This is a genomic window from Acidimicrobiia bacterium (genome assembly GCA_040289475.1).
Classification (GTDB): Bacteria; Actinomycetota; Acidimicrobiia; order ATN3; family PSLF01; genus PSLF01.
The window spans coordinates 21,371-44,731 of the sequence record PSLF01000009.1 but is presented as its reverse complement, the minus strand read 5'-3'; the positions used below and the strand labels follow the sequence as shown (position 1 = coordinate 44,731).

The window sequence follows — 23,361 nt, the reverse complement described above, 5'->3', positions numbered from 1 at the left end:
CACACTCCGCTTACACACGAGGACGGGGAGTAAGTCCTGCGGCCTCGACAATCTCTGGAACTATCTCTTCCCACGCTATTGCCATAATGTGGACGCCTCTTACCCCCTCGATCCCCTTGAGGGCTTGGATAACTTCTGCCGCAATTGCCTTTCCCTCTTCGGCCGCCCGGTCACCTTGCTTGCCTGCCATCCTTGACAACACCTCTTCTGGAACGTTTACACCAGGGATGTTGTCTTTGACATGCCGCAACATCTTCTCCGACTTGGGAGGTGTTACCCCCACCAGAAGTGGGACTCGCTCGAACAGGCCTTCGTCTCTTAGAGGCTCAAACCACCTCCTGAAAGCCCTCAGGTCGTACACGATGTTGGATTGAAAAAAGTCTGCCCCCGAATCCACCTTTTGGCGCACCTTGTCGCTGCTGTCAAGGGTGGGATTTACTGCCGATCCGATAAAGTAGCGCGGAGCAGGATCGATCTCTTCCCCGTTGAAAAGCTTGGCGGTATCGCGCATACCCGCTAGGAGGCGCACTAGCCCGGTCGAGTCGATTTCTGACACCGGTTTGCACATCGGATGGTTTCCGATTTTTATAGGATCTCCGGAGAGAGCCAGTACGTTTCGGACGCCCAAAGCCCATGCACCTAAAAGATCACTCTGGATCGCCATGATGTTTCGATCCCTAGTGGTCATCTGCATAATGGGCTCCAATCCCTCCTCGACGAGAACCAGTGAACCGGCCCACGCAGAGAGGCGAACGATGGCAGCTTGGTTGTCGGTCACATTGGCTGCATCGCAGTATCCCACCAAGGTTTTGGCTTTTTTCCTCACCGACTCGACAGAGGCACTCTTAGGAGGACCGATCTCTACCGTTACGACGAACTCGCCTCGGTGTAGCAGTGTGGCTAGCGTGGAGGGTTCTTCGGGCATTTCTCTCTCCTAGGCTCGTCGGCGGGCTGCCTCGATAGTGTTCTGCAAAAGCATAGCCCGTGTCATCGGTCCAACTCCGCCCGGCATGGGGGCTAGCCACCCCGCTACCCCTTCCACACTCTCTTTATCGACGTCTCCTACGAGACCCTCTGAGGTCCTCGTGATCCCCACATCGATAACGGCGGCCCCGGGCTTTATATGTTCTCCTTTTAGCATGCGTGCTACACCCATTGCGGCGACTACTATGTCTGCTCTTTTGACATGAGAGATCACGTCTTTAGTGCGGCTGTGGCATATCGTGACGGTAGCATTGCCGAACTTACCACGTGAGGAGAGCAGCATAGAAAGCGGCCTCCCAACAGTGCGTCCCCGTCCCAGGATTGCTACTTCTGCACCCTCAATCGGGATCCCGTAGTGGACGAGTAGAGTACAAATTCCGGCAGGAGTACACGGCAAGAAGGTCGGATCGTCCAGAGCTAGTCGCCCCAAGTTCGTCGGGTGCAATCCATCTACGTCTTTGGCGGGATCGATTCTTTGTAGGATTGCCGCTTCATCGACATGAGAAGGGAGCGGCAACTGAACGATGAAGCCAGAAACCTCTGGGTCGGCGTTGAGTTCGTCGACAACGGCTTCGATTTCTTTGCAAGAGGCCGAAACCGGTAGTTTTTTCTCCACCGATCGGATTCCAACCTCTGCGCAGTCCTTGTGCTTGGCCCTCACATAAGAGACCGAACCCGGGTCCTCTCCAACGAGAAGCGTTCCGAGCGTAGCTGGTTTTCCGAGACGCTGAAGCTCCCTCGCCTCCTCCGCTAAGCGCCTACGAATCTCCGAGGCCAAAGCGTTGCCATCGAGAATCACCGTCTCTGACAAAGGGCCATTTTCTCTCATTGCTACGTTCACATGCCTCCTCCGACTCCGAAAGACTTATCCGTGTCGAAAGTGCCTACGGCCCGTGAAGATCATTACCATCCCCGCTTCGTCAGCTGCTCTTATCACTTCCTCGTCGCGCACCGATCCTCCCGGCTGTACTACCGCCAATACGCCAGCAGCAGCGAGGACATCGACGCCATCGCGGAAGGGGAAGAATGCCTCGCTCGCCGCAACAGCGCCTTTTGCGCGCTCTCCTGCTTGCTTTATGGCCTTTTCGGCTGCTCCCACTCTCGACTGGTCCCCGGCCCCAATTCCAACAGCTTGTGTGCCGCGGGCGATCACGACGGAGTTCGACTTGGTCGATGCGCACACCCTCCAAGCGAAGCGGAGGGCATCAAGCATCTCTCTAGACGGCGACAGTGCCGACACCACCTTCCACTCGGAATCGTCCTCGAGCTCGTCGGGCGTCTGAACGATAAAACCTCCCAACGACGACTTCAAAAACAGCTCGAAGGGAACCTTCCCGAACGGCATTTTCACGATTCGCAGCGACTTTTTAGAAGAAAGCTTGGAAAGTGCCGAGCGCTCGAAGTCCGGTGCCGCAACGACCTCCGTGAAGATCTCGGTGATGCGCTGGGCGGTGGCTAGATCGACCTTTCGGTTGAATGCTACGACACCTCCATATGCAGACACCGGATCGCACTCGAGTGCCATCGAGTACGCTCGCTCCACGTTTGATGCTGTGGCTGCTCCGCAGGGGTTGGTGTGCTTTACGATTACCGCCGCCGGCTCCGAAAAGGAGGTAGCCAGAGACCAAGCGGCATCTAAATCCAAGAGATTGTTGAAGGAAAGCTCTTTACCACCGAGCACAGAAGCCTCGCTCAAAAGTGAAGCGCTCCCATACAGTTCATAAAAACCGCCGGCCTGATGGGGATTTTCGCCGTACCTGAGGAGCATCCGCCTCCAGAGGGGCAACAGCAGGTCTCGCGGCAGCTTGGCAGCCTCTCGTTCTCGCTCTGTTCTCTCTATAACACCTTCTTCGAGCTCATTTAGGCGGCCCTCCATCCAGGTGGCAATTGCGGCGTCGTACCTGCATGTGCGCACGAAAGCTTCTCTGGCGAGCCGGACTCTGGTTTCCAAAGAGAGCCCGCCAGTCTCTGCTATCTCAGCGGCGACGGATTCGTACTGCGACTTGTCGGTTACGACACCTACCCATGCGTGGTTCTTCGCTGCCGCCCTCACCATTGAGGGACCACCTATGTCGATGTTCTCCACGATGTCTTCTGTGAGAACGCCTGCGAGAGCAACTATTTCCTCGAAGGGGTACAGGCTTGTGCACACGAGGTCTATTGGTGAAACCCCGAGACGCTGCAGATCCGCCATGTGAGCAGGATCAGCCCTATCGGCTAGGATCGCGGCGTAAACCGTGGGGTGGAGCGTCTTGACTCTCCCACCTGCCAGCTCTTGCGTGCCTGCCACATCTTCTAAAGCGTCACAGGATATGTCGTTAGACCTCAGATAAGAAGCTGTTCCTGCAGAGGCAATGATCCGGACCCCGCAGGAGGAAAGCCTGCGCGCGAAGTCAAGGACGGCGGCCTTGTCGTGAACACTCAACAGCGCCGTCTGCACACGCACAAGATCTGTTTCCGAATCCATTGCTTCTCCTCGAGAATTTGCCAATGCTTGCTCCAACATCCTCGTCCGACCGGGGAATCATTACGCACTCGAATACTATCTGCGGGCATCAGTTCAAGAACATTGAATCGTGGTAGCCTGGTAGAGCTTGCTACTGTGAGCAAACCATTCTCCAAGAACCGGTTTCAAATAGGAAGCGAAGAAGCAGATGACGCAACCCTACGGATCTGGGTATCCCCAAGACCCCAACCAACCGCCTCCGGGCGTAGCTCCCGGGGCGTATCAGCCGGCACCCCCGCCTCCACAAGCTCCCATGCCGCCACCTTCAGGCATCTACCAGCAGCCTGCTTATGGGTATGGAGCTCCAGTCGTCGTATCCAAGCCCGATGCTCCCAGTGCCCAAACGGCAATGATTCTAGGACTTGTCGGACTGATAGCTGCCTTCTTCTCATGCGGCCTGTTCGGATTGCTCGGCATCGGGGGAATCATCATGGCAAAGAGGGCGGAAGAAGAGATTGCGCGATCGCTCGGTACCTTGGGAGGAGAGGACAAAGCCAAAATCGGAAAGATAACCGGTTGGATTGGAGCCATATTGGGAGGTCTTGCGGCGGTCACGTCAGTGGGTTATCTCCTCTTCATATTCCTTGTGGCCGCGTTTTGAACCAAACCGTAAGTGCCGAGATCAGTACTGGTTCCGAAGCGTGAATGAGCCCAAATTGTCGGAGAGGCTCCCCCTGAGCCTCACCGTAAGGCGTGCAGTGTGGAGAGAGCGGCTCGGTTATGCGCTCGCGTCGACGGTATCGCCGGTAGCAGTCCTCGCGTCGATGTATCTCTCGCGCAAGGATCTGAGCAAAGGGCCGATCCTCTGCCCGTTTAGACTTGCTACCGGGATTCCGTGTCCGTCCTGTGGGATGACGAAATCCTTTGCTCACATGGGAGGCGGTCGAGTGCGGGATGCCTTCCTCGCCAACCCGGCGGGCCCTTACCTGTTTGCAGCCGTAGTCCTAGCAGGATTCATGTTCCTGGCCGTTGCAGTAACCGGCCGAAGGGTCGGAGTTAGGTTGGGCTCGGCCAGATGGATATTGCGCGTATTGGCGGTCGCAACAGTTGCTTCGGTCACCATGATGTGGATAGCCGAGCTGGTCCGCTTCGGCATCCTTTGACGCTGCCCAGCAGTCCCTACACAACCGGGGGGAAAACTCACTCCTCCTCTTCTTCGTCGTCTATGTCTACTTTTCGTCCTACAACTCTTATCCGGTCAAGTGCCAGCCACCTGGCGACCTTGGGGTATATCTGGTGCTCGACTGCTTTTATGCGCTCGTGGAGAGTGCGCTCGTTGTCTCCCGGTAAAACAGGTACCGCTTCTTGAGCGATGATTGGTCCGTGATCCACTTCTTCGTCAATAAAGTGCACTGTGCAGCCGGTGACTTTTACTCCGTAATCGAGGGCTTGCTTTACCGCGTCTACGCCAGGAAATGACGGCAGCAACGAGGGATGAGTATTTACTACTAGGTTCGGAAAAGCTTCTATAACGGGCTTGGATAGAATTCGCATGAAGCCCGCCAAACACACAAATTCGGCTCCGTGAGCTTTCAGCTCGGCGGCGACAGCCTCGCTAAACTCCTCCCTAGAGCCAAAGGCTGCGAATTCTAGGACCGATGTAGGAACCTGTGCTTGGCGAGCTACTGCGAGGGCCTTAGCATGTGGCCTGTCGGAAAGCACGAGACACGGCTGAGCCGGAACGAAACCTCGGCTAACCGCATCCAAGAGAGCTTTCATGTTGGTGCCTGTACCTGAGACCAGAATGGCAAAGCGCTTCTTCATGCCCTCACACCCTCCGGACTCGGTAGTCAGCACGTGTTCTCGCGCACGATGATACGCCCCACGGCTGAGCCGCACCTCGCATCGCACGCTCAAAGCTCCCCGATGAAAGCGAGCACCCTCTCGGACCTCTAACGACGCTCCTCTCGGCTAGTGTATTTTGCTATACACGTCTGCGATCTGGCGAGGCAGCGAGCTTATAGCAGCTTTGGACAACGAGAGGTGGTCGAGATGGGAAATGGATCCGAGGAGCACACTATGCGTAGCGAGCCAATTAGAAGTCACGTCCACGGCCGACGCAAACGAAGAATCGCAATTGTGGGTAGCTTTTCGACCGGGAAGACCACACTAGGTAACGAGCTCGCCAGACTTCTAGATCTTCCGCTACTGCCTGAAGTTGCCCGCCAGGTAGTCGAACTTGGCTTCAAGCTGGACAAGGACGCCACCCCAGAGACCGAAACCCTCATTTTCCTTAGACAGTGGCACACCGAGCAGACCCATCCCGAGTTCGTCGGCGATCGCAGCCTCGTCGACGTCATGGCCTACGCCAGCTGGGTACTAGAGAACCAGGAGTTCCGAAAGGAGCACTACCTCTGGGAGGCATGCCTCGACATAGCGAGCGAGAACCTGCGCTCCCAGTACAGCCACGTGCTCTATCTTCCCATTGAGTTCCCCATAGTCCCCGACGGGCTCCGCCCAGAAGACCCCGAGTTCCAAAAAGATATCGACACTCGAATTCTCGACATCCTTCGCAACTACGACGTCCAGTACTACACGGTCAGCGGCTCCGTCGACGAACGAGTCGAGCAGTCGCTTAGGATCCTCGAAGATTGACCTGTTGAGCCCTACCCCAAGACCTTGGCTATGAGCGCTGCGACTTCCGAGGGATAGCGTGCTACGGCTACCCCACATTCTTCGAGTGCCTGAGCTTTTGCCTTCGCGGTGCCTTTGCTCCCCGAAACGATAGCCCCCGCATGCCCCATTCGCTTTCCCTCGGGTGCCTCGAAACCAGCAACATAAGCTACAACTGGCTTGGTTGCGTTGTCCCGTATCCAAGCAGCAGCACGCTCCTCGTCGGAACCGCCTATCTCACCAATAATTACGATGGCCTCAGTTTCAGGATCCTCTTCGAATCGCCAGAGCAAGTCGACGAATCGCGAGCCAATAAAAGGGTCTCCTCCAATTCCTATACAGGTCGACTGCCCGATCCCCGCCCTTGTGAGTTCTTGGACCACTTGATAAGTAAGGGTTCCGGACCGACTTATTAGACCCACGGGTCCAGGTGTAGCGATCTCGGTCGGCATGATGCCCATGTTGGCCTTGCCCGGGCTCATGATCCCGGGACAGTTGGGTCCGATTAGCACCGGATGCCCTCCATTGCGCGTACTCGCGAGACACCTCACATACTCGACGAAGGTAGCCTCGTCATGAGCAGCGATCCCCTCGGTTATACACACGATAAGATCTACGCCCGCGTCCGCCGCCTCGTAGACTGCGTTCGGAGCGAACTTCGCGGGAACGAATATCAACGCTGCGTTTGCCCCTTCCCTCTCTACGGCTTCAGCAACCGTGTCGTAGACCGGAATCCCTTCGACGTCGCTACCACCCTTTCCAGGCGTGACCCCGGCTACGACCTTGGTTCCATAAGATTTGTTTCTCAGGGCGTGAAAACTGCCTTCTCTTCCGGTCAGTCCTTGTACGGTTACACGCGTGTCTTCGTCGAGCAGAATCGACATCTATCCTCCATTGCCCATTCGCGCCAGTAATCGAGCCTCGAGCCTTCCCGGAGTCGTAGGTACTACGGCGAACCCGCCAGCTGTACAGCCAGCTCCGCTGCTTCTTCCATGGTTTTGGCACTCTTTAACTTCCCGCCGTATCCGCCGATCGAGGAGAGAATCTCTCTTCCTTCAGCAGCGTTGGTGCCGTCGAGTCGTACGACTAACGGCACTCGCAGCTCGATCCTGTCAAGTGCCTCTGAAATACCTTTTGCCACCTGGTCGCAGCGGGTAATGCCTCCGAAAATATTGACCAAAATCGACTTGACTTGGGCGTCCGATGAGACAACTTCCAATGCTGCCGCAACCACGTCCGCACTTGCACCGCCGCCTACATCTAAAAAGTTGGCTGCCTTACCTCCGGCGTTGGCTACCAAGTCAAGTGTCGACATGACCAACCCGGCTCCATTACCGATGACTCCTACGGTTCCGCCGATCTTTACGTAATTGAGACCCTTCTCGCGAGCTAGTCTCTCCTGAGGGTCGGTAGCGAAGATCTCTCTCAGTTCCTCGAACTCGGGGTGCCTGAAGAAGGCGTTGTCATCTACGGCGACTTTTGCATCCAGAGCTACAAGCGAGCCGTCCTCGGAGAGCACGAGTGGATTGATCTCGACCAGCTCGGCATCGAGAGACGAGAATGCCTCGTAGAGATGGGAGACAACCTCCAGATAGCTTTTTCTAGCCTCTGGAGCCAAGCCAGCAAGGGAGGATAGCGCTCTGGCGTGGTAGTCTTTGAAACCAAGTAACGGGTGAATCGGCACCTTTGCGATCGCAGCGGGATCTCTGGAAGCCACCTCTTCAATTTCAACCCCACCTTGTGCCGAACACATTGCGAGGTAACCACCCCGCTCCCTATCTAGCATGAAGCTCGTGTAGTACTCGGCTTGAATCGCCCGCATAGCCCTTTCGACGAGCACCGAGTCCACTCGGTGTCCTTTTATTTCCATCCCGAGGATTTCCTCGGCACACCGTTTTGCCTCATCCGAGCCTTCCGCAAGCCTGATCCCGCCAGCCTTTCCACGGCCTCCCACTCGGACCTGTGCTTTGACTGCAACCTTCCCGCCCAACTGTTCGGCCGCATCCCCAGCTTCTTGGGCACTCCTCGCCAAGATTCCCTCGGGGATGGGAATGTCGAACTGGCGCAACAGCGCCTTGCCCTGGTACTCAAGCAGATCCATTCTTCCCTCCACGGTTGGTTGCGCCGGTTCTTGACTCCAATGCTTTCTTCAACCACTCCACAATCTCGTTCAAAGAAGTACCAGGGGTAAATACTTCGGCAAGCCCCGCATTCTTGAGCGGTTCGACATCCTCTGGCGGGATGATGCCGCCTCCGAAAACCAGAACATCCCTAGCACCCCGAGCGGCCAACTCTTCAACTACCTTTGGAAACAGCGTCATGTGTGCCCCAGAAAGAATCGACAAACCGACGGCATCGGCATCTTCTTGTACGGCTGCCTCGGCAATCTGCTCGGGCGTCTGGTGCAATCCGGTATAAATCACTTCGAAACCCGCATCGCGCAGGGCTCGAGCCACTACCTTGGCCCCCCTGTCGTGACCGTCCAGACCTGGCTTAGCAATTACTACTCTGTATTTTCTTTCCGCCTCGGCCATCATCCCAACTCGCCAGCTCTCTAGCGATCGATCATCGATCGCCGACACCCATTAGACGCGAAATCCAATCACGCGCCGACAGCTGGATTTGAAAATTCACTGACTCCACCCTCCGGGTCTTAGGTTGATCTATTCGCTTTTCTCTAAAGCTTTTGCTCACGACACACCCTTTTTCTTGAGCGGAGCCCAACCCAACAAAAATCTCTTCTCGCCAATTCCGGGGAAGCGCACTACAACCTCGGCGGCATCTCCGGAGCCGTACCGCTCAACGACCACCCCCTCGCCGTACTTGGCATGCACTACGTCATCACCTACAACTAATACCGGGGAAGCAACACGGCTGGGGCGCCCCTTATCAGAAGCTGTAGCCGTGCCTCGCCAGCTGAGAAGGCCTTCACTGCTTCTCGCACTGCCAGCCTCATCAGAATAGAAGCCCTTTCGGTCGAGAGTCGACTCTGGTAGCTCGCGCAAAAACCGCGAAGGGGGGTTTTGCATGATCGAGCCATACAGGCTGCGGGTTACCGCATGCGTAAGAAACAGCCGCTCGGCCGCCCTGGAGATTGCAACGTAGCACAAGCGGCGCTCCTCTTCGAGATCTTCTTCGTCTAGCAGGGATCTAGAATGAGGAAAAATCCCCTCTTCCAAGCCCACGACAAAGACCACTGGAAACTCGAGTCCTTTTGCATTGTGAACAGTGAGAAGTTGCACTGCAGAGGAGTCTCTCTCGACCTCGTCTGAGGCGGAGACAAGGCTAACTTGCTCCAAGAAAGCTTCTAGGCGACCCAATCCTGCCGACTCTCCTGCCCACGTGTCTTCTCCTAGCTCGCCCGAGTCGGCTAGCTCGTCGAAGCGTTGGGCCACGCCCACAAACTCTTCGAGGTTTTCGATGCGGGACAGCGCCTGAGGGCTACCATCGGCCCCGTACTCCTCGATGATTCCACTCTCAGTGAGGACAGTCGTGACGATCTCTTCGACTCGCTGAGCCTTACTAGCCGTGTCTCGGAGAGAGGCGAGCAGTCTACCGAAAGCAGCGACGCGCTGTGTCGCCTGTGAGCCTAGCCCTGCGACATCGCCGTCTATTCCATCCGACTCGCCAATTTGTTCTACCAAAGATGCAAGAGTGGTTCTGCTCGCTGAAGCTGCTCTCCTAAGCTTGTCTACAGTTCCTGCACCAATGCCTCGTCTAGGCACATTTACTATGCGCAACAACGAGAGCTCGTCGAAGGGGTTGAGTAAAACCCTCAAGTATGCCGTGAGGTCTTTTACCTCTCTTCGCTCGTAGAACCGGACGTTTCCCACGACCCGGTAGGGAATCCCCTCCGCAACCATTGCCTCTTCGATAGCCCGGCTTTGAGCGTTGGTCCTGTAAAAAACCGCCACGTCTCCAAAAGAAAAAACCTCTTCTGCTACGAATCGTTCGATCTGCCGGCAGATGAATGACGCTTCGTCCTGCTCATCGTACGCTTCGTAAACAACGATCTTGTCGCCGCCACCTTTTGCAGTCCATAACTTCTTGTGAACCCGGCTTTGGTTCTTGGAAATAATCGCGTTCGCCGCATCCAAAATTACTTGGGTAGAACGGTAGTTCTGTTCGAGCTTTACAACCCTGGCCTCGGGAAACTCCTGCATAAATCTGTCGAGGTTGCGGTAGTCGGCACCTCTAAATCGATAAATAGATTGGTCATGATCTCCCACGCAAAATACGCTGCGATGAGACGAACCGAGCATGCGGACGAGCTCCCACTGCGCGAGGTTGGTATCCTGGAACTCGTCGATCAAAATATGGGTAAATTTCTGGCTATAGGAAGCTCGAACCGCGGGGTGCTCTTGGAGAAGATTGACGGTGTTCACTATCAAGTCATCAAAGTCCATTGCATTGGAGTCTCGAAGCCTCCTAGAGTACTCTGAGGCGATCTCTCCAAGATTGAATGGGAGACCCTCTTCCATCCCCGCTTGATATGAATATGGGCTCACTAACTCGTTCTTGGCAGCCGAAATCAGCTGCCTCACTCTTCCCGGTGGAATCCGTTTGGGATCGTATCCCAAATCCTTCAAGCAATTTTTGATCAGGTTGTGGGAGTCGGCTTCGTCGTAGATGGTGAAGTTCGAGGAAAACCCAAGTAGCCTGGCGCTGTCGCGCAGTATGCGGGCGCATGCCGAATGGAACGTTTTCACCCACATAACGCCCGCTAGGCGGGATCCTAAAAGCCCCTCAACCCGCTGGAGCATTTCTTCTGCCGCTTTGTTAGTAAAAGTAATGGCCAGAATCGAAGAAGGATCTGCTCGGAGCGTGCTTACGAGGTAGGCGATTCGGTGTGTGAGTACGCGTGTTTTGCCAGACCCTGCCCCGGCTACTACTAGAACAGGTCCGCTTTCCGACTCGACTGCCTCTCTTTGTTGCTCGTTTAGCGAACTCATTACGGGATCACCGACTATTCGCATGATCCTCCCGATCCTTTAGCTGTCGCATGAAGACTAGTGCAGGCCGGCTCCAAACTGCATTGTGAACGCCGGAGTCGCTACTATGCCTTCTGATAACTCATGCCACACTAGGGTTCAAAACGCTTCCGTCTTGTCGAAACATAGGCAAAGAAGCTGCCCCCTCAGGGCACAGTTACAGAAAGGAGGCTGTGATCGGCAGCGATATTCTGTAGAAGGTGCCCTTGTCGGCCAAAATCGCTTCGGTAAAAGGAAACTTTTTTCGATAGAAGAGGTTCGCATCTTTGGCACTTCTCGGCCAGCAATCATCAGCTCCAGTTAAGGTTGTCGTCACCGGGGCCCCGGGATCGGGCAAGACGACATTTGTCAGAACCATCGCTGACATGACGGTTGCCACCCAAGAACCCCATCCCCGTGGAAAGGGGACGATCTCGATCGACTTCGGCCGTATCACCATCTCCAAAGAACTCGTAATCTACCTATACGGCATGCGGACTCAAGAAGAACTGAGGGACTTTTGGCAGGCATGGAAGGAGGGAATGCTCGGATTCATTTTGATTGTGCGGGCTGGCCAAAAAGAATCGTACGAGGAGGCGGCCGAGTACTTCAGGTACTTCGTTAAGGATGGGAAGTGGCCCTTTTTGGTCGTTATCAACACGCCGAGCAGCGAGGCGACATCCTTGGGGGATTTAGACGCACTAAAAACCGAGATAGCCGTAACTCTTGGCATCGCTGATTTGGACTTCATAGTTGTAGCGGATGTGCGAAACAGAAGTCAGGTAAAAGAGTCGCTTCTTGCGTTCCTTTCCCTAGCAATAAGCCCAAAACTGGAAAGAGCTCTGGAAAGCAACGACACGACTGCGTCTTCAGCTTGAGCACTTGATAGCAGCTTGAAAGCGCCTCGGTCCGGCCTCGACGTCATCGCTTGGGAACGTGACGCTCCAAGTCGATGAGGTACGCTGTCTCGTTTTCGAATCGTGCGAGCCCTGTGAGGGAAGAATCCTCCGCACCCTCAAGGGCTGCAGGAAGAGGATTTGTTGCTGCCTCAACGACTGCCTCGGCACGATCGATCATAAATCCAACTGTCCCGCGGTCGGAGTTGTAAACGAGAACATGCTCTTTGACACCGCCCGTCGACTCGAGCATACGCTGTACTCGTTTAGAGTCCTCCCCACCACCCTCAGTGGTATTCCTGATCCCTAAGGAGTGTGCAAGGTCTACAACAGGTATAGCTTCTGACGGACCCAGCTCCATTAGACCGACAACGTGCCTCGGAGACTCGGGGAGCGGTTTTATTCCCTCGGCGCGCTGTACGATCCTTATCCGGTCTAATGGGATGGCTAGGCGCAAGTAAGCGACCCGGAAGAGAAGGACCTTTTCGGTCGTGGCGTGCTCGAATGCTTCGGGCTCGTCTTCTCGTACTCGGGATGGGTAATCCTCTAGGCTCCTTATCACCGGATATCGGTCCTGCACCCGCTCGAGGGATCGCTCCGTTCCTTCCAACTCCACCTTTTCAATCTGTGGCGTTTCCGGCACTGTGCTTGGCTGAATGTCAGGCTTGTAAAGCGACTGTGCAGGTGGCTCGTCTTTGCGATCGGCGCTCATCTCACTTCTTCCGAAACTCTAGCCAGTTTGACTAGCTTCTGACGACACACCTCTACAAGTTGAGAGTGATCCATTGCCTCTAAGTACGGATCCCATTTTCCGGGCGAGTCGGCCTCCAAAAGCCGCATGGCAGCAGCATAGTCCCGGGTCGCGGCTTTGAGGTTCCCCTGGTCTTCATGCAAGATAGCCCTGTAAAAGTACGCCAGAGAAAAACGAGCGTCGCAGTATATGGACTTCCCAAATGCCGCAGCTGCTGCGCCATCTTCTCCGAGAACGTGCAAGGCGGAGCCGTGTAAGAAATGAAGAGCCGCGTTGGTAGGAGTGCGGGCGATTTCTTTTTCTACGAGAGACAGCGCTCCTCTCGGATCTCCCTTTTCCAACCGTCCCTGAACAGCAGCAACGACTTCCTTTACTCGAGCCTCATCTTCGCTCCTCAGAGAGGATACATGCCTTTCAGAGTTGAACTCCTGACCTACGGGCGTGCTCAAGCCGACCTCGGCTAGCTCATCGCTCCCACGCATCGGATGTAGAGGTGGGGCGGCAGAACGCGACATCCCCGGCCTGATACCGCTAGGTGGAGGCCTCCCTGCGCTCTCTTGCTGCGCCCCAGCTCCGCTCTCCCTTGTTCGCTTTATGGCACGCTGTAGTGCTTGTGGGACGGCTTGAGGGCTCTTAGGCTTGCGATAGGCAAACGTCGCCGCTAAATCCACTAGTTCAAAGCAGTGGTCTACCCCAAGAAGGCTCTCGGAATGTCCCAAGAAGAGGTAGCCACCCGGTCTCAGTGCGGCCTCCATGTTGGATATGGCACGCAGCAGCGATCCTTGTGAGAAGTAGATGGTCACGTTGCGACAGAACACCAGCTGGGCCCCGGGCAGTACTTCGGCAGGCGGCTCCTCTTTTACGAGATTGTGAACCTTGAAAGAAACGAGAGCTTTTATCTCCTCGGCGACTTCGAAACCGCCATCGGATGTTTCCCGAAGATACAAAGACTTGTACGGTTCGGGAACCGTACGAGCCGCCTTGGCAGGATATCGAGCCTGTATCGCCCTAGACAGGATCGGTCCGGAGATATCGGTGCCCACTATCTCCACGTTCCAAGCTCCTAACCCCGAACCTAAGACCTTGGCCACAACCATCGCAATTGAGTATGGCTCCTCTCCGGAAGAGCAACCCGCAGACCACACTTTAAGCGTGCGTCCAGTCCCTGCTGCCTCGGCAAGCAACTCGGGAAGTACGAGCTTTTCCAACGCCTCAAACTGCGGACGGTTCCGGAAAAACTCTGTCTGGTGTACAACGATTCTGTTGGACAACTCCTCCATCTCCTTGGCACCAGAAGGAGATTCAAGGAGCGCAAGGTAGTCAGAGAAGCTCGAACAACCGGTAGCGATCGCCCGCTCTTTCAAGTGAAGCCGGAGGATCTCACGCTTCTTCTCATCGAAGCTGATCCCCGTTGCGTGCTCGATTAAATCGCCGATCCTTTTGAATACTTTGTCGTCCAGAAATTCGAATGAATCGCCTGCCACCCCGTACTCGGTTCGCTCTTCAGCCTAGCCGTGCCTGGTCGTACAGCCTTCCGTTGTCCACGACCACTGCTACCGCAGGCTCTATAAGCCTCAGGGTCGAAAGATCTTTCTCGCCAAATGCATTGGCTCGCTTAGAGCAGATAGCAAGCAGAGCGACAATCGAGTCCTGTGTCCTCAGCGGCATACACACGAAAGTCGATAGAGGGTGAATTGGCTCCTCGGCCTTACCGAGATTTTGATCGGGATCAATGGCCCAGACGTTCACATCTTCGGGTGCCAGGGCCTTGTCACCATACGCGTTCATATTGTCTACGATGTGGGCGACAACTTCTTGGAAGTCTTCGTAGGTAGCCGGCTCTGCTACGGCGACTCCGACACTTTCTTCACCGATAAGAGCAATAGCTGCCATCGAAAACTCGATAAATGATCCAATCAATGACAGTAGGTTGGCGACCAAATCACCGTAGTCACTGGACACAGCGGCCAGCTTGTTGACCTCTCCGATAAGAGTAGCCTCGTAAAGTTTACGATCCAGCATGTCCCCGACCCGGGCCAGGATCTCGGCGTCGGACATCTCAGCTCTTTCCTCGTCAGCCAGCGGTGTTTTTTCTCGATCGGCCACCGAGGCAAGGGCTTCGTCCACGGCCTTTAGTAGCATGGACGCGTCGAAATCCTTGGAAAGGTATGCATCTGCTCCAGTTTTCAGGCCCCGGTAACGGTCGGATGGAGCGTCCTGGGAGGTGAGCATGATAAAGGGGACAGACTCAGCAGACCAGTCCTCCTTGAGGAGGCGACACACGAGGTAGCCGTTCATCTTCGGCATCAGAATGTCGCAGATTACGGCGTCGGGGCGCTCTTGGTAGAACTTGCGTATTGCTTCTAAGCCATCATCAGCCAGGACGACGTCGTATCCCTGCTGGCTCAACACTGCCTTGACAACCTTTTGCAGCGTAGCCGAGTCGTCTGCCACTAAAATCTTGGCCTTGCCCAAGGGTTCCTCCCTCTCTTGAGCATTCTCACCTGCTCTCCGGTAAAGCTTGCTCTGTATCGGTACTTACGGCTGCTCTTATCGCGTCCGCCATGCGCCCCAATGAGACGACATAGGTTGCCGCTCCCGACTCCAAAGCTGCCCTGGGCATCCCGTAGACGACGCTGGATAGCTCGTCCTGTACGATCACCAAAGCACCCTTCGCCTTGGCCTGCATTGCACCTGACGCTCCGTCGTTTCCCATCCCCGTAAGTATCACGCACACCGCTCCGCTTCCAACCTCTGATGCCATGCTAGCGAATAACTTGTCCGCAGAGGGACAGTGCTTGTCTTTGGGATCGGGGGGCTTCAGGATCACCGTGCCGCCTCGCACGATCATGTGATAATCCTCGGGTCCAACATAGACCACGCCGGCCCGAAGAGGCTCCCCGTCTTGGGCTAACCGGACCTCGGGACTAGTTGCAGTTTGCAGCCACTCCACGAACCCACCGGTAAACCCCTTTGCAATGTGCTGGACGACGAGGACCGGCGCAGGAAAATCGGGTCCCAGTTCCGCCAGGACAGCTTTGAGCGCCTGGGGACCACCGGTCGATGCCGCAAGCCCTACGATCTTTTTCGGCGAAGCAACAGCCGGTTCTATAGCTTCTACGCGGGCTTTTTCGATGGCCGAGTACTTTCCAAAACCGCCAAGGCGCGCCCTGAGATGCCTGATAACTTTCACCTTCGAGAGGGTTCGCAAAAGATCCCCGAGCCGCACTGCTTGGGCCTCGAAGCCATCATCTGAGTCAATTTCGGGCTTTGCAATAATCTCCACGGCTCCTGCGGCAAGTGCCTCCATTGCGACACTAGGATCTCCAGCTTGACCGGATATAACGAGGATGGGGATGGGGTGTTTGGCCATGACCTCATCGATTACCTCGATGCCCGATTTACCTGGAAGGTTGATGTCGAGAGTGACTATGTCAGGATCGAAACGTTCAAGGTAAGGTATGACGTCCTCTCCCCTCTCAGCCACCGCCACAACCTCTATTCCTTCGTTGTGGATTAGGAGGCGAACCAAAACCTCGCGATCGGTCTTCGAGTCTTCGCACACCAGGACGCGAATGCGATTTGCAGCTCTCTCTAGCTCGTCAAGCCGATCCGACAAGGCTTCTCACCGCATCCAAGAGAGCGCTTTGGTCAAAAGCGGACTTGACGATATATGCATTGGCGCCTACTTCTAGACCCCGCCTCTTGTCTTCTTCTTTCTCGAGCCCAGTAACCATGATCACCGGCAACTCGGAGGTGTCGGGTCTAGCTCTTATTGCTTCGCACAAAGAAAATCCGTCCAGGCGAGGCATCTCTACGTCGGTCACCACCCCGTCCACCTTGGATGTCTGCAAGATTCCAAGTGCATCTTGTCCGTCAATTGCAATTTCGACGTCGTAGCCGGCAGCCTCGAAAATCGAACGCAGCATTTCTCGTATAGCGAGTGAGTCGTCGACGACCAACAGTTTTCGACGGGGAGCTGCGCCAGTCTTAGAGATCAGCTTTCTCCGTCTGGGGCTAGTTACTCCGAATCCGCCTGGACGCCGTGCCGTATCTATCAACTCGTTTGGATCCAGTACGAGTACGACGCGCCCGTCGCCCAAAATCGAAGCCCCGGCGATGTGCCGGATTCTCGGTAAGAAAGAACCCACACCTTTGATGACAACCTCCTGCTGACCTATCAGAGCGTCCACCCGTGCAGCAATCCTGCGAGTCCCACTGCTGAGAATCAGGGCCGGGCCGGCACCGCCGCTTTCATCGGTAGGATCTCCAGAGCCCGAGAGATTATTGGGATGCGATATGTAAGCCGCGTTTCCAGCCTCGGAGCGGCTCTGAGGCGAGCTCGATTCGTTGTAGCCTGGCACCCCTAGAATCGAGTGCAAATCGAAAAGCGCTACCGAGCGACCTCTCCATACGACGCAGGTTGTCCCAGCTACCTCTTTTACCTCTTGATCTTGGGGCGATAACACTTCATCTACCGAGGCAACGGGAATAGCGAAGTCCTGGCCTCCTAGGTCGACCAATAGTACGTCCACTATCGCAAGAGTGATGGGGAGAGTGATGGAGAAGGTCGTTCCTTCTCCTACCTTCGAGTAAACCTCGACCGTTCCTTTTAAGCGGTCTACAGCCTCTTTTACGACGTCGAGCCCCACGCCCCGGCCGGAGGTATCCGTGACCCACCCGGCCGTTGAAAATCCCGGACGAAACAAAAGCGAGAGGCTCTCTGACTCTGATAGCTCGTCAGCGTCAAGAATTAAACCCTTCTTTAGGGCGGCTTCTCTCACTCGAGCAGGATCGATACCCCTTCCGTCGTCACTAACTTCTATAACGACTTGGCGCCCTCGTTGGCGAGCGGCGACTCGGACAGTCCCCTTGCGAGGTTTACCTGCCTTGAGGCGCTCCTCGGGCCGCTCGATTCCGTGATCCACAGCGTTGATAAGAAGGTGTCTTATCGGATCGACGATCTGTTCCAGAACTTGCTTGTCCAGCTCGGTCCCTCCACCATCGAGCTCAAGCTCCACCTCTTTGCTCAACTCCCGTGAGAGGTTTCGCACAAGGCGAGGGAAGGGAGCGAAGATCGACGCGGTGGGAAGCATGGCGAGTCCCATAGCCTGCTCTTGGAGGCGATCGAGGCTGCGGGTCTGAGAGAGAACGGTTTCTATCAGCTGTGAGCTTATCGATCCGACCTTCTGGCGCACTTCCTCCAGAGCCGACAGAAAAGCGTTCGAATCCTGCTTGTGCCTGAATCGCCGCATTCGCGCTTCGAGATCTCGCATGAAATCGGAAAGACGTCTGGCGAGCTCTTCGATCCTGACCTCTCCTATTACAGCCTCTCCCGCCTGATCGATGAGCTCATACACCTTCGATGCCTCGATACGTATACTCTGGCCAATCGGATTTACGAAAGTCTCCGACCTCACCGAAACCCCAGCTTCTGCTCCGGCTTTTGCTGGAGGCGACTCGTGCATAGCTGCTTCGTTCGACGGAGAGGGCCCCGCAATTGCAGAGTCTGTTGATCCCTTGAGCTGCCGAGCCCTCACATGGATCTTTTTTGCGATGCGAGCCGCTCCAAGAGTTTCTCCGAGCGAAGAAGGGGCTCTAGGACTGGATGACTCGGTCTGGTCGCTCCCTGACCTTCGGGGTTCTCCTTTAGCTGCGCCCTCATCTCCCTCTCGACCCCCTCTCTGCTGCCAGGGCCGCTTCGCCTGCTCAGAATTGCGAGGATGTATTTTCTCATCACGAGACCGATCCGCCTGCCCTCCTGCAGCGGCACGATCGGCAGTTTGGATTTCGATCGATTCTGGAGAAAGGTCGGCGTGCGTTTCTGGTGGCATGTTTTCTCTACTACGTCCGCCCGACAGTTCAGCAGAAGCCGAAGCAAGCTGGGCGTTCTCCTCTCCTTGCTCCCGAGCGACCTGGGCAGCTCTTTCGGACTTGGCTTCCCTCGCTTCCCCTAACCGCTGCGTGTTTCTCGCCGATCCTCCTCTGATCCGCGCTTCCTCAAGTGCTCGGATCAATGCACGCGCTGCGTTGGGAATCTCGTCGGGGCGATCCAGCGAGTCCAGCAATGCAACGATCTGGTCGGAGGAGTGGAGCAAAATATCAGCGAGACTTGGTCCCAGCGCCAGACGGCCATCCTTTACATCCCCCAAGACGTCTTCCATTCGGTGTGCAAGCTCTTTTATTGCCACGAAGCCCATCATTTTGGCGGAGCCTTTGATGGTGTGAGCGTCCCTGAAGATCGCATTCATGACGTCGGGATTGTCGGGAGTCTCCTCGAGCTGCAGTAGTCCGGCCTGAAGAGAGGCGATCCGCTCGGAGACCTCCGAACGAAAGGTTTGCAGAAGAGACTCGTCCTGCATCCAGCTACTCACTGGTTGCTCCCAGCCTTTTGCCGTACTCGTATAAGCGGACCCTTCGGACAGGACACCGAGTCAACTCAGCCTGTTCCTCCACCCTCAGACTGGTTTCTCCAACAATTCTCGCAAGCCAGCGATAATTGCGGGGTCGATGGCGCCCGCAAGGGAGTCCCCATGCCTGAATTGCCCCAAGATCCACGGTCTTATTTGCTCGGGAACACCGGGAAGGGGGGGCTCCAGATCGGACACGGCCATCGTGACAACTCCCTCGACACGGTCGACGACTATAGCTGCCGTTAGGTTATCGTGCGCTACTATCAGCATCCTGTACTGCGAGAGTGGCTTGTCTTCATCTTCGGGAATGCCCAACAAAGGCTTGAGATCCAGTATCGTCACGATGTTTCCACGCAAGTTGGCGACTCCCACAACAAAGTCATCGGTGCGCGGGACAGGCGTGACAGCTGGTATGCGACTGATCTCGGCCACGTTCTCCAGCGGGCACGCATACCTATCGTTTCCGATCTGAAACACCACATAGCGCGTGAGTTCAGTTTTCGGGTCCACAGCCTTACTCCCACTCGATAGTCGCAGGAGGCTTGGAACTGATGTCGTAAGCGACCCGGTTCACTCCCTCGACTTCGTTGATTATGCGGGTCGCGATTCGCTCTAGAACCTCGTAAGGAAGGCGCGCCCAGTCGGCGGTCATTGCATCCTCACTCTTGACCGCCCTAACGATCACTGGATATGCATAGGTCCGCTCGTCTCCCATGACCCCCACGCTTTTGATGGCAGGGAGAACGGCAAAGCTCTGCCACAGCTCCTTATATAGGCCAGCCCGCTTGATCTCCTCAAGGACGATGGCGTCGGCCTCTCTCAAGATCTCGAGACGCTCGGGCGACACCTCACCAATGATTCTCACGGCAAGACCGGGTCCCGGAAAAGGTTGCCGCCAAACGATCTCCTCAGAGAGACCGAGCTCCTCGCCTATTCGCCGCACTTCGTCTTTGAACAAATTTCTCAATGGCTCGATCAGTTCAAAGTCCATTGTCTCGGGAAGGCCGCCCACGTTGTGATGGCTCTTTATCGTGGCTGACTGTGAAGTCCCCGACTCGACTATGTCGGGATAGAGAGTGCCCTGCACTAAAAACCGCGGGACTTCTTTTAGCTCTCCTTTACTAAGCGATGCTTGTTGACTAGCTGGTTCTCTCTCGTGAGAAACTCTTAAACGAGGCTGGGCACTGTCTGGACCGAGACCTCCGCGTGCTACCTCCTCAAATACGCGAATGAAAGTTTCGCCTATCGCCTTTCTCTTTTCCTCGGGATCCGTCACGCCTTTTAAACGCTGTAAAAACCTGTCTGCAGCCTTCACCTCGACCAAATTCATCCCCATTCGTTCTCGAAACGTTCGCACCACAGCTTCTGCCTCGCCTTTGCGTAGCAGCCCGTGGTCCACAAACACGCACACCAACTTGTCTCCCACCGCCTTGTGTACTAGGGCTGCGGCAACCGCGGAGTCAACACCTCCTGACAGTCCACACAGAACTCGCTCGTCTCCCACTCTCGCCCTGATTTCCTCGACAGCAGCATCTATTACGGACACCGTCGTGTAAGAAGGGCTAGCACCACAAACTTCGAAGAGAAAGCGCTTGAGAATCTCGTCTCCTCGTTCGGTGTGTACTACCTCGGGATGAAACTGCACACCGTATACCTCGTTTCGAAGATCCTCGAATGCGGCGACCGGACTCGCGTCCGTGGATCCGGTGACCACCGCGTTGCCAGGAGGAGCCGTGATCACATCGTTGTGACTCATCCAGACGATGTTCTCTTCGGGAAGTTCTCCCAAGAGAACAGAGCCAGAAACGGATCTCAGCATGGTTCTGCCGAACTCTGCGACTCCGGTCCGCCGAACCTCGCCTCCCAGTTGGTCTGCGATAAGTTGTGCGCCGTAACAAATCCCCAGCATTGGCACACCGCCTACCAGTTCAGTGAGGTCGATACGGGGAGCGTCGTTGGCGTACACTGACTTGGGGCCACCGGAAAGTACTAGGCCTATTACTCCCCCAGCCGCAATACGCCGTTTTAGATCCGAAGGCGCTACGATCTCAGAGTAGACCTTGGCGTCGCGAATGCGCCTTGCTATCAACTGCGCGTACTGCGCACCGAAATCGACTACCAAAACACAATCACGCCGGCGCATCTCGACCTTCTATCGCAAAATTAGATGTCCAATGCTGGCTACAGTACAGAGCTAACCATGAGCGGCGGATCGAGAGTGAATTCTCCCCACCCATACCGGACAACTTCGGCACTTTTTACAGACCTCTACGAGATCAACATGGCTTCGGTCTACTTCGATCTCAACATGTTTGAGCCAGCGGTGTTCAGCTTATTCTGCCGCCGTCTGCCCCCGAGCAGACCCTTTATTGTTTTTTGTGGTCTGAAAGAACTTCTTCAGTCGCTCGAAACTCTCCGATTCTGTGGATCCGACATCGAGTACCTAAAAAGCCTGGGCTTGTACAGGTCCGAGTTCCTCGAGTTCTTGGGTGATTTCTCGTTCACCGGCTCCGTGAGAGCGATGGCCGAGGGGTCTGTTGCCTTCGCTCAAGAGCCTGTATTGGAGGTCACTGCTCCACTCCCTATTGCCCAGATAGTAGAGACTCTCGTAATAAACAAAATCCAGCACGCAACTCTTGTGGCCTCTAAAGCTGCCCTCTGCTACATCGCGGCCCGTGGTAGGGCTTTAGTGGACTTCGGGGCCAGAAGAGCCCACAGCCCAGAGAGTGCAGCGACAACTGCAAGAGCCGCATACATTGCCGGGTTTCAGGCCACATCAAACCTTGAGGCGGCCGCCTTGTACGGTATACCCCCCGCAGGCACGATGGCTCACTCGTTCGTACAAGCTTTCGGCGACGAAACGGAGGCGTTCAGAGCCTTTGCACAGCGATTTGGAGAGCGGAGCATTCTCCTCATAGATACCTTCCAGACATTGGAAGGGGCTCGGAAAGCGGCCAAAGTAGCCAAGGAGTTCGAAGCGCAAGGAGTAAGGCTTAGGGGAGTAAGGATCGATTCGGGGAACTTGGCCGAGTACGCAATCAAAGTTCGGCAAATACTCGACGAAGCAGGGTGCAACTGGATGCAGATTTTCGCCAGCGGAAATATCTCCGATCATAAGATCGCGGAGGTTGTAGAGGGAGGTATCCCCGTAGACGCATTCGGAGTCGGTACGGAGCTATCCACATCATCCGATGCTCCAAACCTCGACATCGTCTACAAACTGGTTCGTTATGCAGACAGGGACGTTGTAAAGCTTTCCCCTCAAAAAGCCACCTTTCCGGGCCCCAAGCAGGTGTATCGAGCGCTAAAACCCGATGACACCTTCGCATACGATATATTGGTGCCTGCCCGTTTCGCTGTTGATGACGATCGCGGCACCCCTTCTGATTTACTCGGGATAACGAGCGCGTCCGAGTGGGAAAAATTTAGCGACAGCGGTATGAACGAGGAGGTCCTAACCTTTCAACCCCTCCTCACGGACGTCATGGCGGACGGAAAAACTACGACAGACGTAGATATCGATTCTGCAAGATCCCTCTGCCTATCACAGCTCGAGCGACTCCCAGAGGAGGTAAGGTCAGGCCATATAAGCTACGAGGTTCGCATCCATCCTTCGCTCATCGAGCCGCTTCCCGCAATTTAGCCCAACTCCGACACATCTTCGTTTGCGCTTGTGTCGTTTCCAGTCTCATAGGAACTCGCGCGACCAACCGACGCACTGCCCAAAGCTTCAGCCATCAGTCCCAATCCTCCGGAGGTGAGGCCAGAAAGCGCAGACATGAACAGTACCGCAGCAAGATCTCTGGAAACATCGAAGTCGTGATACGTAAAGGGAAACGGATAAACAAAGGCCGGAAGCGGAAATGACGCCGAATTGACAGGGAGGGGCGCTGTTAGAGAAAAGGGAACCGACACCACCCAAAACCCAAACCCCGCCCAGAAACTCCCGAAGAGAGCCCACACTACTCTGGCAGGTCCCCTTGAACCTCTCTGGGCGACCAACCCAGCTAAGAAAAATGCCATAAATGCCACTGCTGTCGCTGCGGCACTAGCGACTCCCGGCCGCTTCGCCACGGGCCCCAGTCGAGTCGCGCCAAGCACAACGAGCTGTGCCGTCCCACCGACTCCCACATAGAAGCGGATCGGAGGCTTCACGGCCCTATAGATCACTTTGATCTCCGACTCGACGGACCAAACTCCGTGAGCCACAGCTCCTTTCGGTCTCTAT

Annotated in this window: 21 protein-coding genes; 5 read left to right on the top strand and 16 right to left on the bottom strand. The window is 55.6% G+C overall.

The window, feature by feature from the left end:
* Positions 1 to 10: 10 nt before the first annotated feature.
* From C4318_06120 to purH, 3 genes are read right to left on the bottom strand one after another with little or no spacing between them, the layout of a single operon-like run.
* Positions 11 to 925, bottom strand: coding sequence for a 5,10-methylenetetrahydrofolate reductase (locus C4318_06120; GenBank protein ID MER3454720.1), 915 nt, complete (start codon positions 923 to 925; stop codon positions 11 to 13).
* Between the two features lie 9 nt (positions 926 to 934).
* A complete protein-coding gene (locus C4318_06115; protein MER3454719.1) occupies positions 935 to 1,813 on the bottom strand; it encodes a bifunctional methylenetetrahydrofolate dehydrogenase/methenyltetrahydrofolate cyclohydrolase in 879 nt (292 codons plus the stop codon).
* A 36-nt stretch (positions 1,814 to 1,849) separates the two neighbouring features.
* A complete protein-coding gene (purH, locus tag C4318_06110) occupies positions 1,850 to 3,451 on the bottom strand; it encodes a bifunctional phosphoribosylaminoimidazolecarboxamide formyltransferase/inosine monophosphate cyclohydrolase (GenBank protein ID MER3454718.1) in 1,602 nt (533 codons plus the stop codon).
* Between the two features lie 187 nt (positions 3,452 to 3,638).
* Between purH and C4318_06105 the strand changes: the two genes are divergently transcribed.
* Positions 3,639 to 4,091: a hypothetical protein gene (locus tag C4318_06105; protein ID MER3454717.1), complete on the top strand. Its 453-nt coding sequence runs from the start codon at positions 3,639 to 3,641 to the stop codon at positions 4,089 to 4,091.
* A 40-nt stretch (positions 4,092 to 4,131) separates the two neighbouring features.
* Entirely contained in the window at positions 4,132 to 4,593 is a 462-nt protein-coding gene (locus C4318_06100; protein ID MER3454716.1) for a hypothetical protein, read from the top strand.
* A gap of 37 nt (positions 4,594 to 4,630) precedes the next feature.
* On the opposite strand, the gene C4318_06095 is transcribed toward C4318_06100, so the two are convergent.
* Positions 4,631 to 5,254 (bottom strand): phosphoribosylglycinamide formyltransferase, encoded by a 624-nt coding sequence (locus C4318_06095; protein MER3454715.1) that lies wholly within the window; start codon positions 5,252 to 5,254, stop codon positions 4,631 to 4,633.
* A gap of 228 nt (positions 5,255 to 5,482) precedes the next feature.
* Here C4318_06095 and C4318_06090 point away from each other — a divergent pair, with 228 nt between their 5' ends.
* On the top strand, positions 5,483 to 6,085 hold the full coding sequence (locus C4318_06090; GenBank protein ID MER3454714.1) for a hypothetical protein: 603 nt from the start codon (positions 5,483 to 5,485) through the stop codon (positions 6,083 to 6,085).
* 11 nt (positions 6,086 to 6,096) lie between these two features.
* Here the strand turns inward: C4318_06090 and C4318_06085 are convergent, their stop codons facing one another.
* From C4318_06085 to C4318_06070, 4 genes are all read right to left on the bottom strand, one after another.
* The gene (locus C4318_06085; GenBank protein ID MER3454713.1) at positions 6,097 to 6,987 is read right to left on the bottom strand and encodes a succinate--CoA ligase subunit alpha; all 891 of its coding nucleotides are present in this window, start codon (positions 6,985 to 6,987) and stop codon (positions 6,097 to 6,099) included.
* A gap of 62 nt (positions 6,988 to 7,049) precedes the next feature.
* The gene (locus tag C4318_06080) at positions 7,050 to 8,204 is read right to left on the bottom strand and encodes an ADP-forming succinate--CoA ligase subunit beta (protein ID MER3454712.1); all 1,155 of its coding nucleotides are present in this window, start codon (positions 8,202 to 8,204) and stop codon (positions 7,050 to 7,052) included.
* The gene (locus C4318_06075; protein MER3454711.1) at positions 8,191 to 8,637 is read right to left on the bottom strand and encodes a methylmalonyl-CoA mutase; all 447 of its coding nucleotides are present in this window, start codon (positions 8,635 to 8,637) and stop codon (positions 8,191 to 8,193) included. The genes C4318_06080 and C4318_06075 overlap by 14 nt, the downstream gene beginning before the upstream one ends.
* Positions 8,638 to 8,793: 156 nt before the next feature.
* A complete protein-coding gene (locus C4318_06070; GenBank protein MER3454710.1) occupies positions 8,794 to 11,079 on the bottom strand; it encodes an ATP-dependent DNA helicase PcrA in 2,286 nt (761 codons plus the stop codon).
* Between the two features lie 281 nt (positions 11,080 to 11,360).
* Between C4318_06070 and C4318_06065 the strand changes: the two genes are divergently transcribed.
* Positions 11,361 to 11,951 (top strand): hypothetical protein, encoded by a 591-nt coding sequence (locus tag C4318_06065; GenBank protein MER3454709.1) that lies wholly within the window; start codon positions 11,361 to 11,363, stop codon positions 11,949 to 11,951.
* A 43-nt stretch (positions 11,952 to 11,994) separates the two neighbouring features.
* Here C4318_06065 and C4318_06060 read toward each other — a convergent pair whose 3' ends face one another.
* From C4318_06060 to C4318_06030, 7 genes are all read right to left on the bottom strand, one after another.
* Positions 11,995 to 12,681: a hypothetical protein gene (locus C4318_06060; protein ID MER3454708.1), complete on the bottom strand. Its 687-nt coding sequence runs from the start codon at positions 12,679 to 12,681 to the stop codon at positions 11,995 to 11,997.
* Positions 12,678 to 14,204 (bottom strand): hypothetical protein, encoded by a 1,527-nt coding sequence (locus tag C4318_06055; protein MER3454707.1) that lies wholly within the window; start codon positions 14,202 to 14,204, stop codon positions 12,678 to 12,680. Before C4318_06055 ends, C4318_06060 begins: the two co-directional genes overlap by 4 nt.
* Before the next feature lie 19 nt (positions 14,205 to 14,223).
* Positions 14,224 to 15,252 (bottom strand): hypothetical protein, encoded by a 1,029-nt coding sequence (locus tag C4318_06050; protein MER3454706.1) that lies wholly within the window; start codon positions 15,250 to 15,252, stop codon positions 14,224 to 14,226.
* Positions 15,221 to 16,339: a chemotaxis response regulator protein-glutamate methylesterase gene (locus C4318_06045; protein MER3454705.1), complete on the bottom strand. Its 1,119-nt coding sequence runs from the start codon at positions 16,337 to 16,339 to the stop codon at positions 15,221 to 15,223. Before C4318_06045 ends, C4318_06050 begins: the two co-directional genes overlap by 32 nt.
* Entirely contained in the window at positions 16,323 to 19,082 is a 2,760-nt protein-coding gene (locus C4318_06040; protein MER3454704.1) for a hypothetical protein, read from the bottom strand. Before C4318_06040 ends, C4318_06045 begins: the two co-directional genes overlap by 17 nt.
* A gap of 96 nt (positions 19,083 to 19,178) precedes the next feature.
* Positions 19,179 to 19,670 carry a hypothetical protein gene (locus C4318_06035; protein MER3454703.1) on the bottom strand — a complete coding sequence of 164 codons (492 nt, stop codon included), beginning with the start codon at positions 19,668 to 19,670 and terminating at the stop codon, positions 19,179 to 19,181.
* A complete protein-coding gene (locus C4318_06030) occupies positions 19,648 to 21,276 on the bottom strand; it encodes a GMP synthase (glutamine-hydrolyzing) (protein MER3454702.1) in 1,629 nt (542 codons plus the stop codon). Before C4318_06030 ends, C4318_06035 begins: the two co-directional genes overlap by 23 nt.
* A gap of 24 nt (positions 21,277 to 21,300) precedes the next feature.
* Between C4318_06030 and C4318_06025 the strand changes: the two genes are divergently transcribed.
* The gene (locus C4318_06025; GenBank protein MER3454701.1) at positions 21,301 to 22,776 is read left to right on the top strand and encodes a nicotinate phosphoribosyltransferase; all 1,476 of its coding nucleotides are present in this window, start codon (positions 21,301 to 21,303) and stop codon (positions 22,774 to 22,776) included.
* Here C4318_06025 and C4318_06020 read toward each other — a convergent pair.
* Positions 22,773 to 23,342 (bottom strand): hypothetical protein, encoded by a 570-nt coding sequence (locus C4318_06020; GenBank protein MER3454700.1) that lies wholly within the window; start codon positions 23,340 to 23,342, stop codon positions 22,773 to 22,775. The genes C4318_06025 and C4318_06020 overlap by 4 nt on opposite strands.
* Positions 23,343 to 23,361: the final 19 nt, after the last annotated feature.